16 protein-coding genes are annotated in these 17,480 nt (G+C 41.0%); 11 read left to right on the top strand and 5 right to left on the bottom strand.

The window, feature by feature from the left end; translation table 11 throughout:
• The first annotated feature begins 2 nt into the window (after positions 1 to 2).
• The 8 genes from LG336_RS16595 to LG336_RS16560 all read left to right on the top strand — a co-directional run bounded on the left by LG336_RS16595 (position 3) and on the right by LG336_RS16560 (position 7,539).
• Positions 3 to 665: a DUF418 domain-containing protein gene (locus LG336_RS16595; protein WP_404328593.1), complete on the top strand. Its 663-nt coding sequence runs from the start codon at positions 3 to 5 to the stop codon at positions 663 to 665.
• Positions 665 to 991, top strand: coding sequence for a DUF418 domain-containing protein (locus LG336_RS16590; protein ID WP_404328592.1), 327 nt, complete (start codon positions 665 to 667; stop codon positions 989 to 991). The genes LG336_RS16595 and LG336_RS16590 overlap by 1 nt, the downstream gene beginning before the upstream one ends.
• Before the next feature lie 304 nt (positions 992 to 1,295).
• On the top strand, positions 1,296 to 2,468 hold the full coding sequence (locus LG336_RS16585) for an MFS transporter (RefSeq protein WP_404328590.1): 1,173 nt from the start codon (positions 1,296 to 1,298) through the stop codon (positions 2,466 to 2,468).
• 254 nt (positions 2,469 to 2,722) lie between these two features.
• Positions 2,723 to 3,370 carry a GntR family transcriptional regulator gene (locus LG336_RS16580; RefSeq protein ID WP_404328589.1) on the top strand — a complete coding sequence of 216 codons (648 nt, stop codon included), beginning with the start codon at positions 2,723 to 2,725 and terminating at the stop codon, positions 3,368 to 3,370.
• A 52-nt stretch (positions 3,371 to 3,422) separates the two neighbouring features.
• Positions 3,423 to 4,628, top strand: a complete 1,206-nt coding sequence (locus tag LG336_RS16575) for an amidase (RefSeq protein ID WP_404328588.1) — start codon at positions 3,423 to 3,425, stop codon at positions 4,626 to 4,628.
• Positions 4,629 to 4,719: 91 nt separating this feature from the next.
• A complete protein-coding gene (gene ggt / locus LG336_RS16570) occupies positions 4,720 to 6,375 on the top strand; it encodes a gamma-glutamyltransferase (protein ID WP_404328587.1) in 1,656 nt (551 codons plus the stop codon).
• A gap of 55 nt (positions 6,376 to 6,430) precedes the next feature.
• Positions 6,431 to 7,012, top strand: a complete 582-nt coding sequence (locus LG336_RS16565; protein ID WP_404328586.1) for a chromate transporter — start codon at positions 6,431 to 6,433, stop codon at positions 7,010 to 7,012.
• Positions 7,009 to 7,539 (top strand): chromate transporter, encoded by a 531-nt coding sequence (locus LG336_RS16560; protein ID WP_404328585.1) that lies wholly within the window; start codon positions 7,009 to 7,011, stop codon positions 7,537 to 7,539. Before LG336_RS16565 ends, LG336_RS16560 begins: the two co-directional genes overlap by 4 nt.
• Positions 7,540 to 7,640: 101 nt before the next feature.
• On the opposite strand, the gene uraH is transcribed toward LG336_RS16560, so the two are convergent.
• From uraH to LG336_RS16535, 5 genes are all read right to left on the bottom strand, one after another.
• Positions 7,641 to 8,003 carry a hydroxyisourate hydrolase gene (gene uraH / locus LG336_RS16555; protein WP_404328584.1) on the bottom strand — a complete coding sequence of 121 codons (363 nt, stop codon included), beginning with the start codon at positions 8,001 to 8,003 and terminating at the stop codon, positions 7,641 to 7,643.
• Between the two features lie 38 nt (positions 8,004 to 8,041).
• Positions 8,042 to 9,502, bottom strand: coding sequence for an NAD(P)-binding domain-containing protein (locus LG336_RS16550; RefSeq protein WP_404328583.1), 1,461 nt, complete (start codon positions 9,500 to 9,502; stop codon positions 8,042 to 8,044).
• 19 nt (positions 9,503 to 9,521) lie between these two features.
• Positions 9,522 to 10,037, bottom strand: coding sequence for a 2-oxo-4-hydroxy-4-carboxy-5-ureidoimidazoline decarboxylase (gene uraD, locus LG336_RS16545; protein WP_404328582.1), 516 nt, complete (start codon positions 10,035 to 10,037; stop codon positions 9,522 to 9,524).
• A 16-nt stretch (positions 10,038 to 10,053) separates the two neighbouring features.
• Positions 10,054 to 11,379, bottom strand: a complete 1,326-nt coding sequence (locus LG336_RS16540) for a nucleobase:cation symporter-2 family protein (protein ID WP_404328581.1) — start codon at positions 11,377 to 11,379, stop codon at positions 10,054 to 10,056.
• A gap of 363 nt (positions 11,380 to 11,742) precedes the next feature.
• Entirely contained in the window at positions 11,743 to 13,356 is a 1,614-nt protein-coding gene (locus LG336_RS16535) for a PucR family transcriptional regulator (RefSeq protein WP_404328580.1), read from the bottom strand.
• Positions 13,357 to 13,553: 197 nt separating this feature from the next.
• On the opposite strand from LG336_RS16535, the gene allC reads away from it, so the two are divergent.
• The 3 genes from allC to LG336_RS16520 are packed head-to-tail and all read left to right on the top strand — an operon-like array spanning position 13,554 to position 17,469.
• The gene (gene allC / locus LG336_RS16530) at positions 13,554 to 14,804 is read left to right on the top strand and encodes an allantoate deiminase (RefSeq protein WP_404328579.1); all 1,251 of its coding nucleotides are present in this window, start codon (positions 13,554 to 13,556) and stop codon (positions 14,802 to 14,804) included.
• Between the two features lie 15 nt (positions 14,805 to 14,819).
• Positions 14,820 to 16,070, top strand: a complete 1,251-nt coding sequence (locus LG336_RS16525) for a pyridoxal-phosphate-dependent aminotransferase family protein (protein ID WP_404328578.1) — start codon at positions 14,820 to 14,822, stop codon at positions 16,068 to 16,070.
• A gap of 16 nt (positions 16,071 to 16,086) precedes the next feature.
• Positions 16,087 to 17,469 carry an allantoinase gene (locus LG336_RS16520; protein ID WP_404328577.1) on the top strand — a complete coding sequence of 461 codons (1,383 nt, stop codon included), beginning with the start codon at positions 16,087 to 16,089 and terminating at the stop codon, positions 17,467 to 17,469.
• Positions 17,470 to 17,480 lie beyond the last annotated feature (11 nt).

The raw sequence follows: 17,480 nt of genomic DNA, 5'->3' as shown, positions 1-17,480 counted from the left end.
TCATGAGTCGTGCCGAAGAAAAAGGTCTCGGTGTGAAAGTACTCTACCTTCGTAGAATTTCTGCTTTATTTTTGTTTGGCGTGCTTCACATTGTCGCACTTTGGTTTGGGGATATTTTACACACCTATGCTTTCGCTGGTTTGTTTCTATTATTCTTTTATAAAAGAAAAGCGAAAACAATCCTTATCTGGGCGTTCAGCTTGTTGGTTGTGCTTAATCTGTTACTCTCGCTCAATATACTTCCAAATGAACTATTGGTTGAAATGGAAGAAACGAATGCGCAAGGTTTCGTTGAAGGGCTAGGGGCATATGTTGAAGTATATACACAAGCAGGGTATTTTGAATGGGTGAGCTATCGGTTAGGAACAGAGGTAAGCTTTTTGGCGATGAACCTGATCCCGGCGTCCATTCCAGTGCTTGCGATGTTTCTTTTTGGCTTAGCTGCCGGAAAAGCTGGTTTGTTTCACAAGGTAAGCAGTCATTTAGCTTTCATTAAAAAGATTCGGTTGGTTACATTTTTGATAAGTGTTCCACTTGTCATTGTGCTCGCGTTATTGAAAGTGGATTTAATTGATTTCGGATTCAAACAACTTTATACAGTTCAACTATTTAAAAGTTTAACAGGTACCTCACTATGCTTCTTGTATATTAGTACATTGACTTAATGCTACGAAAAGAAAATTGGCAAAGGAGATTACGCCCGCTTGGCTATGCAGGGCAAATGGCGTTGACGAATTATTTAATGCAAAGCATAGTTTCAGTTATCATCTTTGTTGGTTTTGGCTTTTACGGGAATGTTAGTTTGTTTATAGGAACGATTCTCTTTGTCGTCATCTTTGCTTTGCAAATGCTGTTTAGCACATTCTGGTTAAAACGATTCCGTTTCGGGCCATTTGAATGGCTATGGAGATACTTTACCTATATGAAGGTTCAAAAACTGAAAAAAGTAAATCAGGTGGCCATCAAGCAAAATCATCAGTCGCCGATGTAAGCCAGAGACCAGCTCGACATATTGTAGAATCAAAAACAGCGAAATCGTGTTTAGTTCGATAAAAAAAGCTCACCAATCTTACGGTGAGTTTTATTTGTTTAATCAACATGATTAAGATGCTCATACTTTTTCTAATCTATAAACCTATCTTCAGGTCATTCAACTACTGGAAAATCCAAATCAACGAACCGTAATAAGTTTTTTTATGCATATGATGATAGGAAGTGTTATACTGTTCTGATGCTTAAATACTCATTTAACAGATTTGATATTATTACATAAGCAAATAATGGGGGAAATTTCAGTGCGTCAGTTCGCGTTTATTTTTATCATTTATGCTGCCTTCTTCAGTTTAGGATTACCTGATTCTCTTTTAGGGGTAGCTTGGCCAGAGATGGTCGGAGAATTTCATGTTGCCTTTAGTGCGGCTGGAATTATTTCCATGACCATTGCCATTTGTACGATTATTGCTAGTTTGCAGACCGCGAGAGTTACGAGAAAAATGGGTACGGGCAAGCTCGTTTTAGGGAGTGTATTGCTTACTGCCATTGGGTTGATTGGGTTTGCGTCCACCCAAAATTTCTATCTATTAATTCTTGCAGCATTACCTCTAGGTTTAGGAGCTGGTGCGATTGACACCTCCTTAAATGATTACGTCGCTGTCAACTTGAAGGCACATCATATGAATTGGTTGCATGCTTTTTGGGGAGTAGGAGCAACAATGGGACCCATGATTATGGGAGTTGTTTTAAATCATCATTATTCTTGGAGAAATGGATATATGATTATTGGAGGCATTCAATTGATGCTCGTGATCATTCTTTTCTTTTCTCTTCCTCTTTGGAAGCGGAATAAACAAAAAGGATCCGAAGAATTGGATCACAGGACCACCTCCCTTAGAGAGGTATTGAAACAGAAAGGAGTTCTCTTTGCTCTACTATCCTTCCTGTTTTATGTTGGGTTAGAAGGAAGTATTTTTCTGTGGGGAAGTAGCTACTTAATTGAGGTAAAATCATTATCCGTCGCAACAGCTAGTTACATCCTCTCCATATTCTTCGCAAGTTTAACGGTAGGAAGGATTCTTTCTGGCTTTTTAACCTTCTGGCTATCAAATCAAAAAATGTTGTTGTATAGCGAAATCTGCCTTTTGGTTGGAATTTTTATCGTTGCATTTGGGTCAGGTCAAATCTTATATGGCGGCTTTCTCCTCATAGGTCTGGGATGTGCGGCTATTTTTCCGACAATGCTTCATGAAACTCCGAGAAGGTTTGGAGAAAGAAATTCGAGGGAGATTATTGGCTTTCAAGTAGCTTCTGGTTATGTTGGGATTACTGTATTACCTCCTTTATTAGGAGTGGTATTTCAAGGTTTCAGTATGAACTTATTTCCAATCTTTTTAGGTGTATTTGCCTTCATTCTACTTGGAGCAACTATGGTGATTGAAAAGGGGAGAACGGCAACAAAGCCAATCAGATAAATGAACGAAATACATAATGAAAGATAAAACAAAGTGTTCACGGACCTCTTCTTTTGAGGTCTATTTTAATATAATCTTAATCGTAAAAGTTGTCATCGAAGAAGGATTTTTCTGGTTGGGCGAGAAAATTATGTATAATTCGAAAAACAGTGGCAGAAATTCTAACAAACATATTGCGGAAAAAATTGACATAAAGATAGAATTAGAACTATGAAGTGTGATCACATATCACGAAATGAGGTGAATTCATCCTTATGAATCAAAAAGATCTTGTAGCGGTCCCTACTCTTGCTCAAGAAGTGTATACCAGGATTCGTGAGAGCATAATGAACGGAGATTTGTCGCCTGGCGAAAAAATTTCGATCCGGAAAATGGCGGAACGGTATGGGGTTAGTACGATGCCTGTTCGAGAAGCACTGAACAAATTACAATCGGAAGGCTTTGTCCATTTTGAAAGAAGAAGCATCTATGTCAGCAAGCTTTCCGCAAAAGATTTAATTGAAATTTTTCAGATTCGTATCAATTTGGAAAAAATGGCCATGGAATGGTCGTATCCGAATATCGGTGAAAAAGAAATCGATGAACTAACCAAAATGGTAAAAGAAATGGATCTACATATTCATGCTCCGATCGAATGGAATGTTTTAAATAAACAATTTCATACAAAAATCTATTCTTATTCTCATTCGAAGCCGATGTTAGAAATGTTGAATGCGGTATGGGGAAGAGTGGACCCTTATATGAATATTTATTCCACATCTTCCTATTATCTATCTTTGTCACAGAAAGAACATTATCAAGTGATTGACTTAATGAAAAACAAAGAGATCGATTCTTTGCTGGCGTTAACGACTCATCATATTCAAAAGACATGTGATGCCGTTTTAGATAAGTTGCCTTAATGGTATGTAAATTGAACAGGTAAAAGATTGATAGAATGGTAGGTGAGCTAAATTGAACGATGATTGGAATGCATTTGTCGAAAAAGACCTCAGTCTAGAAGCAACTGGCACTGGAATATTAAATGAATTTACGTTTGCAGTTAAAGATGTTTTTGAGATTCAACACTATCAAAATACGGCAGGGAATCCGGATTGGTATCGTACGCACGCACCTGGAGAACAGCACTCACCAGTCATTGAAGTGCTTTTAAAAAACGGAGCACGTTTAACGGGTACAACCCATACAGACGAAATGATGTATAGTTTAAACGGCGAAAACTTTCACTATGGAACTCCCGTGAATCCCAATGCTCCTGAACGAATTCCTGGTGGGTCTTCAAGTGGTTCCGCGGTTGCAGCCGCTGCAGGTATCGTCAATTTTACGCTGGGAACAGATACAGGCGGTTCCGTGCGAATTCCATCGTCTTATTGTGGGGTTTATGGGTTCAGGCCTACACATGGAAAGGTCAATATGGAAGGGGTCATTCCGCTTGCGAAAAGTTTCGATACGGTAGGCTGGATGTCAAAAGATATAAACACGTTGGGAAAAGTAGGAGAAGTTCTCCTTAGTCAGGAAGCCCCTACCCATGTTCCATTTTCACATGTATTTTTTGAAGAAGAATCATGGACATTCATTGATGAAGAGTCTAAAAACATTTTATTACAAGTGGCCTCGGTATTCGAAGAAATGCAGGTCATAAAAAAGTCTGTAAAGGTGGCACCTGAAGGTCTTTCGCTATGGGCCGATCTGTTTCGCTCGATTCAAGGAATCGAAATATGGAAAGAGCATGGTAGCTGGATTGAAAGCGAAAAGCCTGCATTTGGCCCAGGTATAGCCGAACGCTTTATCTGGACTTCGACGTTAGATCAGGAAGAACTGAATGCCTTAATGAAAAAGCGGGCAAAGATTAGGCAGCATGTATCAAATATTTTAAAAGATAAAGGATTGCTTGTGATCCCAACTTCACCTGCCGAAGCACCAGTAAGGAATTTACCGGGAGAGCAGTTGGAACAGCATCGGACGAAGACGATGCAATTAACTTGTATTGCAGGATTAGCGGGATTTCCGCAAATCACGATTCCTTTTAAAAATAAGCATGGACTGCCAATTGGTTTATCCTTCATTAGCAATCAACATCAAGATCTGCAATTGCTAAAATGGGTCGATTCATTGGTGAAATTACTGTCAGCGAAAAAAATCGAGGGATTTGAAAGGTAATAAAACAATCATTTCCTTTGTGTGAACATCCAAGAGCGGACCTCAACGAGAAACATATTTTTGATCTAAATGGAAATCGAGGAGGATTTGTATGAATATCAGCAGTAAGCAATCTTATCGTCCGACCACAATGGCGACAAATGGGATGATCACGACTCCGCATTATTTGGCCTCGCAAGCAGGTTTGAAAGTGCTTCAAGAAGGCGGGAATGCAGTTGAAGCGGCGATTGCCGCGGCATCAACGATTGGAGTGGTTTACCCGCATATGAATGGAATTGGCGGGGATAACTTTTGGCTTGTTTATAATGCAAAAAAGAAAGAATTAAAAGGCTTAAATAGCAGTGGACGCTCAGGCGAAAACGCCTCGATTTCTTTTTATAAAAATCATGGCTATAATAAAATTCCTTCCAGAGGTGCACTTGCGGCGAATACGGTTCCGGCGGCCGTTGCTGGCTGGGAAAAGGCTTTTCAGTATTCAGAAACAGAGATGAATGGAACCGTGGGCTGGAGTCAATTGCACGAAACTTCGATTCAGTATGCCAAAGAGGGTTTTCCGGTAACGCCGAGTCAGGAATACTGGACGAATGTCAATCTCGATCAACAAGATGATGAATTTAGACATCTTCAACGGTTTTCGGAGTTTTCGAAGGTCTTTTTAAAGTCGAGCGGGTTAGCTTATCAAGCTGGGGAATTGATGAAGCAGCATGATTTAGCTTTAACATTGGAAGGAATCGCGAGTGGGGGAAGTTCCTTCCTGTATCAAGGAGAGTTGGCAAAGCTCATCGCTCAGGATGTACAAAATCATGGCGGCTTGTTAACAGAACTGGATTTTTTCAATCATCGTTCAGACTGGGTGGATCCGATTTCCGTCCGTTATCGGGGGAATCAGGTGTACAATCTGCCACCAAATACACAAGGCTTTGCGTCGCTTAGTATTCTAAACATTTTAAATCACTTTGATTTATCTCTTACAGAAGAAGGGTCGGCGGATTACTATCATCTGCTTGTGGAGGCAACGAAACGAGCGTTTGTCGACCGCGATCAATATTTAACCGATCCAGAGTTTGCTCACATTCCACTGGATGAACTTTTATCGGTTCAAAGAGGGAGTGATTTAGCCAATTCAATTGATTTTACCAGTGTTAAATCTTTACAAAAACAATTAGATCCAAAAGGAGATACGATTTGGCTTGGCGTCGTTGATAAAGAGGGGAATGCTGTTTCGATGATTCAAAGCATTTACCATGAATTTGGTTCAGGATTTATTCCAAAAGATACCGGGATTGTTTTACAAAACCGGGGCAGCTTTTTCTCCTTAGATGAAACTCATGTGAATGGTTTGCAGCCGAAAAAACGATGTTACCATACATTAAACCCGGCGATGTTGTTTAAAAACGAAGCTCCTTATTTAGTGTATGGGACGATGGGCGGAGAAGGTCAACCGCAAACACAAGCTGCACTGGTAACGAGAATCCTAGATTACAAGTTTCCGATTCAAGCTGCGATTGAAGCACCAAGATGGTTGTATGGCAGAACATGGGGGGCTTCGTCTAATAGCTTGAAGTTAGAAGGAAGAATTGATCGAGAAATCGTATCACACCTGCAAAGTAGAGGGCATGAAGTGGAGGTTTTGGAGGATTTTACCGACGTGATGGGGCATGCGGGAGCGATTAAAATCGATCAGCAGACCGGTGTAAAATTCGGGGGTGCCGATCCCCGCGGCGATGGAGCGGCATTAGGCTATTAATTCTCTGACTCTACTGATTTTGGTAGGGTGATTCTTTTAAAGGTGGTTTATGCTCATGAAGCTTTATATGAATATCTTTATCGCCTTCTTCCGCTCAGGAATGTTAGGATTCGGGGGAGGTCCATCGACAATTCCGCTCGTTCATAAAGAAGTGGTCGGGACGTTTCAATGGATGAATGATGAAGAGTTTAGTGATGTGTTAGCACTCGGAAATACGTTACCAGGTCCGATTGCGACCAAGATGGCTGGGTATATCGGCTATCGAGTCGGTGGCGTGATTGGACTTATCGTTGCCATGTTCGCGACGGTTTTGCCAACGGTTCTGTTAATGCTGGCACTGTTAACTTCCTTCAATAAATTTAAAGACAATCCAAGCGTACAAGGAATGACCCATGCCGTTGTGCCCATTGTCGGCGTCATGATGGGGGTACTCACATGGAGTTTCTTGAAAAAGTCGAAAGATGGGTTAGGATGGAAAAATGGGAGTATGCTGTTAATTGTAAGTTTCCTCTGTATTACCGTGCTTCAACTCCATCCTGGTATTGTGATTGGCGTATTGTTGGTGGGTGCTTTAGTTTTACCAGAGAAAAAGAAGAAAATTGAAGTTCATGTCGAAGGAAAAAGTGAGGGCCTATGATCTATTTACACATCTTTTTAGCCTTTTTGATTCCTGGAATTGTTGGGTATGGAGGGGGTCCCGCTTCGATTCCCTTAATTGAACATGAGGTAGTCACCCGTTATAGCTGGATGACTACGAGTCAATTTAGTGAGGTGTTGGCGTTAGGAAATTCACTACCAGGTCCAATTGCAACGAAAATGGCTGGATATATTGGGTTTGAAGTCGGTGGCGTTTTTGGAGCACTCGTTGCCTTATTTGCTACAGTGGCCCCATCCTTGCTGCTAATGGTTTTATTATTAAGTCTGATTTATCGCTTTAAAGATTCCCCAAGAGTCAAAAGGTTGTCAAAAGTGGTTTTACCGGCGGTGGCCATATTAATGGGGACTCTTACGTTTGATTTTTTCTATGAAGCGTATTTGTCGAACGGAATTTGGGCGACCATTTTTATTGCGATCTTAACGTTATTTTTACTGGAAAAGTGGAAAGTACATCCGGCATTTGTGATTGTCGGCGGCTTGGTGTTTGGGGCGATCTTTTTAGCGTAACATTTCATTTATATCAAGAAAGCAAAAAATAGATGGTAACCGTAATGGTTAGCATCTATTTTTTTGCAGATGTTTAGTTTATAAAACGCTGTCGGATGCTCTCAGCTCCCACGATACACCTGATAGCCCCAAGGCGAAACGAGCAAGGGAACATGGTAATGGGCGTTTGCATCTGAAAGACCAAAACGTACAGGGACGAGCTCTAAAAATGGAGGATCTGGAAGAAGGTTGACCTCTTTTCGACGATAATAGTCTCCAATATGGAAGATTAGTTCGTAGTTTCCGGTAGCCATTTCTTCCTCGGTGAGAAAGGGCTCATCCATTCGACCATCTGAATTGGTTACTGCAGTCTTTAAAAGTTTCCAATCTGAACTTGGATCCTCTTGGTAGAATAGTTCAATGGTGACATTGTTTGCAGGTGTGCCATGTGTTAAATCCAATATATGTGTGGTTAATCCGGACATCTTTTTTTCTCCTCTCTAATGCGGTAGAAGGGCTGTTTTTATTCTTTTAAAGCTGAAACCACGCTGTCCTGTTCGTTGTGTTCTGCTGTTGGCCATTCCCCAACAAATTCTTGTTCATTGTAGTCAAAATAGTTGTTTAGTATTTCTTGTGAATGATCTTGAAAAAGTTCATCCGCTACAGCACTTATCAGTCGAGGGATTCCAAATCTCATTCCTGATAGAGCGGAGGCAGTGATTCCATTGCTGATTAAGGCGGAATAGTTATAAGCGTATAGTCCATGGACTCGCTTTTTACCTACTTCATCTCGACTTAAGAACGAATAGCCTGAGCTAAGGTAGGGGTGAGCATCAAGTATAGGGTTGGCAAGTTCGGCTGGAGCTTGGTACACATCACTCCAACGTAGAATATGAGATTCAACTAGTTTTAATTCTGGTCGTAAAGCGGGATCCGTCAGTAAGCCTGTACTAATGATCAGATAGTCATAGGTAAAGGTCCCTTGGGGAGTCGTAACTTGAGCCCCTTCCACTGTCGCTGTCACATCAAGCCATGGAGCACCTAAATGGAGTTGAAAACCAGACCAAGAAGTGGCGCGGTTGAACGTGTCATTTGTAGGTGGTTGATTGTTTTTAAAGAAATGAGTCATGACGGCGTATTTGTCGGCGTCATTTAAGGAGTGATACCGCTCGATCATCCCTGACATCTCCATTTGACGAATTGGATTAATGCGTGGCATTTCTTTTCGGCGAACAAATACATGGGCTTCTGAAACGCCTTTTGAAAGCGCAAAATTTGCATGATCAAAAGCGGAAGCGCCGCCGCCTAAAATCGCAATCTTCTTTCCTTTTAATGCGTTGAAATCAATGGTTTCGGAAGTGTGAGCGTATAGACTTTTCGGTAAGTTGTCAGAAATCATTGAAGGGACATGCCATTCTCCACCACCTTGAATGCCCGTAGCTAAAATGACCTTGCGAGCCAATAGTTGATCAGAAGGGGCACCTGGTCCTTCAATTTGCAAACGGTGAATGTTGTCTCTTTGGGGATCTATTAATGTTAATTTGACATCATTGATTACTGGTAATTGAAGGACTTTGCGATACCAGCGAAGATACTCCATCCAGTCGCTGCGTGGAATTTTATCGACTTTTTCCCAGCCTTCTGCTCCAACTTGTGCTTCCCACCAGGAGCGGAAGGTGAGCGAAGGGACACCAAGGTCAATGGAAGTAATGTGTTTTGGTGTCCTTAACGTGACCATTCTGGCATAAGTTTCCCATGGACCTTCATAACCTTCAGGGTTTTCATCAAGAACAAGGATGTTCGAGATTCTTTCCCGTAAAAGCGCAAAAGCAGCAGCTAATCCACTTTGGCCACCGCCAATAATCACGACATCATACACATGAGCTTCTGGATCCTCGAGAGGTTGAAGCCAATCTTCTGCATTTTTAAAATTCAAATAGGAAAGATCCTTTTTCACACGTTCATTTAATTCTTCTAAACTCATATTCTTCATTCCTTTCATTTCATCTATTTTCTTCAACATGGGTCTTGAATTTTTCATCTAACCGAAGTAAGGCAATTTTATAGATTTCTTTTAAAGCCGTTTCAAATTCCCTTTTTTTGTCGTTATGAACTCTTTCTTCCATGGCTTTGTAAATGTCGTGCTTGTTTTTCCCACGGACAGCTAAGATAAACGGAAAGCTGAATGTATCCATGTACTGCTGATTCATCCTAATAAAATTTGCATATTCTTCAGGGGTAAGATCTGTTAACCCAGCACCTTTTTGTTCGTTCACGGACTCTTCGCTCATTTGCACGCGGTCCCCTAAATTTGGATGATTTTGAATCAATGCTATTTTTTGTGTTTTTGAGGAAAATTCCACAACCTTGACCATTTCCTTGTGTAGATGTAGGAAGGACGTAAAAGGCTTAGATTCCCAAGCCTTTTCAGCCACCCATGGTGAATGTTCAAAAATGCCTCCCAGCAGTTCAATAAAAGGTTCTCGGTCAATAGCATTTAATTGATCAATTGTAAGCAACGTAAGCACTCCTTTTCTATGAGCTTTTTAATTTTGGTTCTAAATTTGATTCATGGATAACTTCAGTTTGTTTCGTTTTTCTTTTTGATAAAAGAAGATTGAGTAGTATGGCGGCAAGGCTTCCTGTGATAATCCCGTCGCCGACGATAATTCGAAGGGTTTCAGGTAGAATCGCGAATAGTTCAGGAACAACCGTCGCACCAAGACCTAATGAAACCGAGCAGGCAATAATGAGTTGATTGCTATTATTTGTAAAATCAACGCTGTTGAGCATGCGAATACCGGAGGATACGACCATTCCGAACATTACAACCGTCGCTCCGCCAAAAACTGCTGTCGGGATCAGCGTGGCTAATGCAGCAATTTTTGGGACAAGCCCAAGGCTAATTAAAATGAAGCCTGCCGCAATCGTGACTTTACTTGTTTTCACTTTCGACAATTGAACAAGCCCGACGTTTTGGGCAAAAGTGCTATAGGGAAAAGCGTTAAAAATTCCGCCAAGCGTAAAAGCCATTCCTTCTGCACGGTACCCACGTGTAATATCTTTTTCTCCTAATTCTTGCTGATTCATTTTTCCTAAGGCGAGAAAGGCGCCAGTCGATTCAACGAGGATGACCGTTCCAACTAAAATCATCGTTAAAATAGGAACAATCTCAAAAGTTGGAACTCCAAAATGAAAAGGGGTAGGAAGATGAAACCAATCAGCATCCATAACAGGTTGAAAATGAACTTTGCCCATAAAAGCAGCCGCTAAGGTTCCAAGAATGATTCCGACCAAGACAGAAATAGAGCGAAGAAAGCCTTTAAAGAAGCGATTCATCAATAAAATGACAGCTAGAACACCAAAAGATAGAATTAAGTTTTCGGCAGAGCCAAAATCAGGGCTATTTGCGCCACCGCCCATATTTTTGATGCCAGTAGGAATAAGTGATAATCCAATGATGATGACAACCGTACCGGTCACAATCGGAGGAAAGAGTTTGACTAATTTTCCGTACACGTTCGAGAAAAGGATAATGAATAGGCCTGTCGCAATAATTCCCCCGTAGATTGCGGTGATTCCGTAATTGCTTCCGATGGTAATCATCGGAGATACGGCCACAAAAGAAGTTCCCATGATAATAGGAAGCCCTGTTCCGAAATACTTATTTTTCACCGATTGCAATAAGGTCGCGATTCCGCATGTTAATAAGTCAATCGAAATGAGGAAAGCTTGCTGTTCGGGAGAAAAACCTAATGCTCCTCCTACAATAATCGGGACTAAGATAGCGCCTGCATACATCGCAAGGACATGCTGTAAACCTAATGAGAAAATTTTCGATGGATTGACTTTCTCTCCCATGTTGACTCCTCCTTTTAATTGATGTTAAGAAATATAACATACAATGTTATTATAATTTACATATTAATGAATTTTCTGGTTATTGTCATGGTTTATATTGGCTAAAATTCAGATTCTTTTATGTGCATATTGCATAAAGAGGGGTAGGAACGTTCTTTGGGTTTATCTAATTGTGAGGTGTGTTGTTCTATTTTGGTGGGTGGAATGGGGTGGTCGGTTTATTCCTGGTAAGTGGCAATAAAATCAGCAACTATTTGTTTGAGGTGGAGTTTGTTAAGTGGAAAAACAAAATTAAACCGGTCATAGACCGGTTTAAGGCTGCAAAGTCTTCAGTCTCTTTTTATTTCTAATTTTGGTTTACTGTTACAGCGAAAACGAGGAATCTAGTAGTTTCTGAATACGGAAAGCGATTCTTAATTGTAAAGTGGCTTCTGGGTCTTTTAAACTTTTGCCGAGAAGTTCTTCGCATTTATCAATCCGATAGACGACTGTGTTTCGGTGGACGAACAATCTTTTTGCGGTTTCTGAGATTTGGCAATGGGTTTCGAGATATACAGAAAGGGTTTGGAGTAGAGATTCTTTTTCCTCTGGTTTGATGCCAGAGAAGCCTTTAAAAATATAATCATAGAAATGGTTGATTTCCTTTTCGGGAACAAGTCTTAATAATTCCATGACATCTTTTGTTCGGAAGTGTTGAATGAAACTTGTTTTCCTTGATAGTTCTCCATGCGAGAGGGCTTCAACTGCCTCTTGGTAGGCTGTCAGAACTTGGATGAAAGAATGACAAAGATTGCTTACGCCAAAGGAGATGGTTTGCTCAAATGTTGTGATGATTCTTTCTTGAAGGCTCCGTAATACATGATCGTGCTGATGATTTGGCATTTCAAACAATAGAATGCATGTTTCGCTTTTTGTGAAAAAATGAACATTTGGAATGGTTCGGTGAATCAATTCTTCGATAAATTCGAATAGATTTTCCGCTTTTTGTTGCCGTTGTCTATATGTATGATAGTCATTTTCATCATTGTCCACTTTCCCGACAACGCAAAGATATTCAGCGTGGTTTGGAAGGGAAAATTCTTTTGCTCGATTGATGATTTCATCGTGTGCGGAAAAAGCTCCATCTAAATAATGAAGAAAAAAATCATTGCGAATGCTTCGTTGTTGTTGTTTCAGGGCATGGTCTTTCATGAGGGCGAACGAGAGCACATTAATGCCTTGTTCAATGGTTAAAACAGCTAAATGATTTTTTGGCGGGATGGCTCCGTCGACAATTAGAAAGCCGATTTTTTTCTCGCTCATATTGACTGGAAATAGGGTGTGCGTTTCCTTTGATTTAATCATGGAGAAACAAAGATTCGGATTGCTAGATAAGGCTAAATTCTTCATCGCTTTTTCGAGGTCATTTTTCAGACTAGAAATTTCTAGCTCGGTGTAGGGTTCAACGATTGACATTAGATGCCGGTCGGCTAAGTGGACAGGGTGTTGGATCATCTGGGACAGTTTTTCTAGTAAGGCGTTAATTCCTTTTCCTTGCATAATGATCCTAGTGAATTGTTTATGAACCTCAAGGGCGGATGAAAATTCAGCGGCGCGATGATCTAGAATGGCTCGCAATGTGTGATTGACAATTTCACCAAGTGATAAGTCTAATGGAAGTTCAATGATTGGCAAAGACAGTTCGTTGGCCAGAATTAATGCTTCTTTAGGAACTTCTTGTAAAAATCGTTTTGTTTTGATGCCTAATGCGGCACAGCCTCGATTTGCCATCGCGTTAATCAATTCCATAAGCCTATCTGGGTGATCTTTTACATGGTAGGCGGTTGTGACTAAAAATTCGTTTTGATTTAAAAATGGGATAATGTCTGGTGCATCCATCATGTTAATGGTTGTAATTTCTCGGTCTTTTCCAGAATCCCCTGCAATCAACTTCATCTCTTTTAATAAAGGGACAGATAATAGTTCGATAATCTTCAATTCTGTTAAACCTTCTTTCTCTGTATAATACAGAAAATTCTTATTTTTTAACTAGAATAGCACAATTTAGTGAAAGTGCACAAAAAAATATAAAAATTTATCCAATTTCGCTAATGAAGTTTCCTTGATAAGCAATTAAACTTATATTACACGACTACGTTATAAAACGTAACATTAAAAAGGAGGGGAAGAGCAAAGTGGACATTCATGCACAAAAACTTCAAAACAGAGAAAAAGAAAATGTCCAGGAATGGATTGAGTGGCTTTCATCGTTTGGAAGTACAAAAAATGAAGGCGTCACTCGCTTGTTATATTCAAAGTCCTGGTGCCAAGCCCAGCAGGCGTTGCAACTTAAAATGGAGCAATATGGCTTAAACACCTATTTTGATTGTGTAGGAAATTTATTTGGAAAATTGCCAGGCACTGATGCCGAAAGTCCTGTCATATTAACAGGTTCCCATGTGGACACGGTTGTCGAAGGTGGAAAATATGACGGAGCATATGGCATCATTGCGAGTTTCATCGCGGTATTAAGATTGTTTGACACCTATGGATATCCAAAGAAAACGATTGAAGTGGTTTCTTTCTGTGAAGAAGAGGGGAGTCGGTTTCCGCTCACTTTTTGGGGTTCGCGAAATACAACGGGTGCTTACGATCTTGATCGTGTAAAAGACATAAAAGATAAGGATGCTATCTTATTTTTAGAAGCTATGAAGAAAGCGGGGTTTGATCCTGCACAATATCAAACGCCGATTCGAAACGATATTGAACGATTTTTAGAGATTCATATTGAACAAGGGATGGTGTTGGAAAAAAATAAAAAATCCATTGGGGTTGTCACCCATATTGTCGGGCAGCGGCGATATCAAGTTCGGATTAAAGGAGAAAGCAATCATGCGGGCACAACCCCGATGATGTATCGGAAAGATGCTGTCGTGACCGCTTCACATCTTATTGCCTTTTTAACAAATAAAGCAAAGGAGATTGATGCAGATTTGGTTGCGACCGTTGGCAGAATGGAAATATCGCCGAATGTTCCAAATGTGGTGGCAGGAGAAGTGGAGTTTAGCCTTGATATCCGGCATCACAAAGCTGAAGTGTTAAATCAATACAGTGAGACAATTTTTTCAGAGTTTAAAAAAATCGCCGAGGACCTACAGATGGACATACAGGTTTCGCAATGGATGGATGTTTCGCCTGTTTCGATGAATGGAGAGTTAGTAAAAGACATAAGGAACATTGCCGCGCAAAAGAATCTAACTTTTCAAGAGATTATCAGTGGTGCAGGACATGACGCCCAAGTCTTTGCTAGTAACATCCCAACCAATTTAATCTTTGTTCCCAGTCAAGATGGAATCAGCCATAATCCAAAAGAGTTTACGAGTGTAAAGGAATTAGAGATGGGAATCGATCTTTTAACAGAAGTTTTATATAAATTAGCTTATTAAAAGGAGTGTAATCAAATGGGATATAACCAATTAAATACACCAAACCGAACGATTATGACACCAGGTCCAGTTGAGGTGGACCCCCGCGTACTACGAGCGATGAGTACGCCGATTTTAGGTCAGTTCGATCCAGCTTTTACAAAATTGATGAATGAAGTGATGGAAATGCAACGCGCAGTATTTCAAACAAACAATCATTGGGCATTTCCAATTGATGGGACTTCTCGTGGGGGCAATGAAGCGCTGTTAGCGAGCATCATTGAACCTGGTGATAAAGTATTCGTTCCTATTTTTGGACGATTTGGTCATCTGCTCGTAGAAATTTGCGAAAGATATGGGGCCGAAGTTCACTCTATCCAGTGTCCATGGGGCGAGGTGTTTGATCCACAAGTCGTAATTGAGGAGGTAAAAAAGGTTTCTCCTAAAATCGTTGCCATCGTACATGGAGAGACTTCTACCGGAAGGGTGCAGCCTTTAGCGGAAATTGGCAAAGCCTGCCGTGAACAGGATGTCTTACTTGTCGTGGATGCGGTTGCGTCGATCGGTGGGGTCGATGTGAAAACCGATGAGTGGTTTATCGATGGAATCATCGGTGGAACGCAAAAATGTTTGTCTGTTCCGTCTGGAATGGCACCGATCACGTTCAATGAGCGAATTGAAAAAATCATCTTGGAGCGTAAAAAGGTGGAAGCTGGGATCGCAACGGAAACAGACCAAAATTACAAACGTAGTCGATTGGCGATTGCTAGCAATTATTTTGATTTAGGAATGTTAATGGATTACTGGAGTCCGCGGCGATTGAATCACCATACCGAAGCCACTTCGATGATTTATGCCTTGCATGAAGGATTGCGTTTGGTGTTGGAAGAGGGATTAGACCATCGGTTTGTTCGTCATAAACTTCATGAAAAAGCATTAGTGGCCGGTATAGAGGCGATGGGATTGAATCTGTTTGGTGATGCTCATCATAAGCTTCCATGTGTGACATGCATTGAAATTCCAAGCGGGGTAGATGGTGAATTGGTTCGGAGCATGCTGCTCGAAGAATTTAGTATCGAGATTGCCTCCTCTTTCGGACCTTTACATGGAAAAATTTGGAGGGTTGGAACGATGGGGTATAGCTGTCGAAAAGAAAATGTTCTTGCTGTTCTCGGAGCATTAGAAGCCGTTCTTATTCGTCATCACATAAACGTGAACCGTGGGGAAGCTTTGCAAGCGGCACTCGATGTGTACGCAGCGGAAGGAAAAAAGACAGTGACACTTTGAGAGAGGGGTGAACAGATTGACACAATACGATCTCATCATTCGAAATGGGTTTGTTGTTTTACCTGAAGAAGTAAAGAAAACGGACCTAGCCATTAAGGACGGTGTCATTGCTGAAATTGGGGATCAACTTTCGGGGACATGTAAAGAAGAACGAGATGCAGAAGGAACGTATATTTTCCCAGGCATGATTGATGTTCATGTCCATTTTAACGACCCTGGGCGCGACTCGTGGGAAGGCTTTGATACGGGTTCAAAGATGATGGCAGCAGGCGGTGGTACGACTTACTTTGATATGCCGTTAAATGGAATTCCTTCTACAGTCAATCAGCTCGCTTTGTTCGAAAAAGTGAAGTATGGAAAAGAAAAGTCCGTCGTCGATTTTGGGTTGTGGGGTGGACTTGTACCAGGGAATATTGGCGAACTAAAAGGACTCGCAGAGCAGGGGATCATTGGGTTTAAGGCCTTTCTTTCTGATAGTGGGAATGAAGATTTTGAGCGAGTCGATGATACAACCTTGTTAGAGGGCATGAGAGAGATTGCTTCATTAGATAAAATTCTTGCTTTGCATGCTGAAAGTGCGGCAATCACAGATAGGCTAACTAAGGAAAAGAAAGAGCGGGGTTCATTTACGGCTGATGATTATTTAGCATCTAGGCCAATTGTTGCTGAAGTAGTAGCCGTTGAACGTGCGATATTTTATGCGGAAATATCGGGCTGTTCGTTGCATTTTGTTCATATTAGCTCGGCTGCAGCGGTTGAAAAAATTGAAGAAGCGAAAGCGGAAGGGATGGATATCACCGTCGAAACTTGTCCGCATTATTTGTTATTCAATCATACCGATTTAGTTGAAAAAGGCGCTGTTGCGAAATGTGCTCCGCCATTACGGCAGAAAGAGGAACAAGAAAAATTGATTGCCTGCTTGATCGGTGGGAAATTCGATCTGATTGCCTCGGATCACTCTCCATCTCCCTATTCGCTGAAGGACCCGGCTGAGCACGATTTATTCGAAGCATGGGGTGGCATCAGTGGAGGTCAATTTACCTTATTAGCCTTGATTGAATTAGCTGTTCAACATCAAATTTCCTTTACAAAAGTGGCTAGTTTAGTAGCAGAGGCTCCTGCGAAGAGATTTGGTCTTGCTTCAAAAGGGAGAATCGGGGTAGGCATGGATGCGGACTTAGCGGTAGTGTCACTGGAGGAATCTTTTACCGTAACTGAAGAGAATTTCTTTGCTAAACATAAGCAAAGCCTTTATATCGGGCATACCTTTCCGTGTAGTGTAAAACTGACGCTGAACAGAGGGTCAATTGTCTATGAAAATGGCAAAATCGTCGATCAGCAGAGAAACGGAAATTGGTTGAAACCAGGAAGAAATCAAGAGATGAATGTAGGGTTATAAACAAAAGCTGT

This window comes from Mesobacillus maritimus, from assembly GCF_044803185.1.
GTDB classification, from domain to species: domain Bacteria; phylum Bacillota; class Bacilli; order Bacillales; family Cytobacillaceae; genus Mesobacillus_B; species Mesobacillus_B maritimus_B.
The sequence above is the reverse complement of the archived record's forward strand: the minus strand, read 5'-3'. Positions and strand labels throughout refer to the sequence as shown.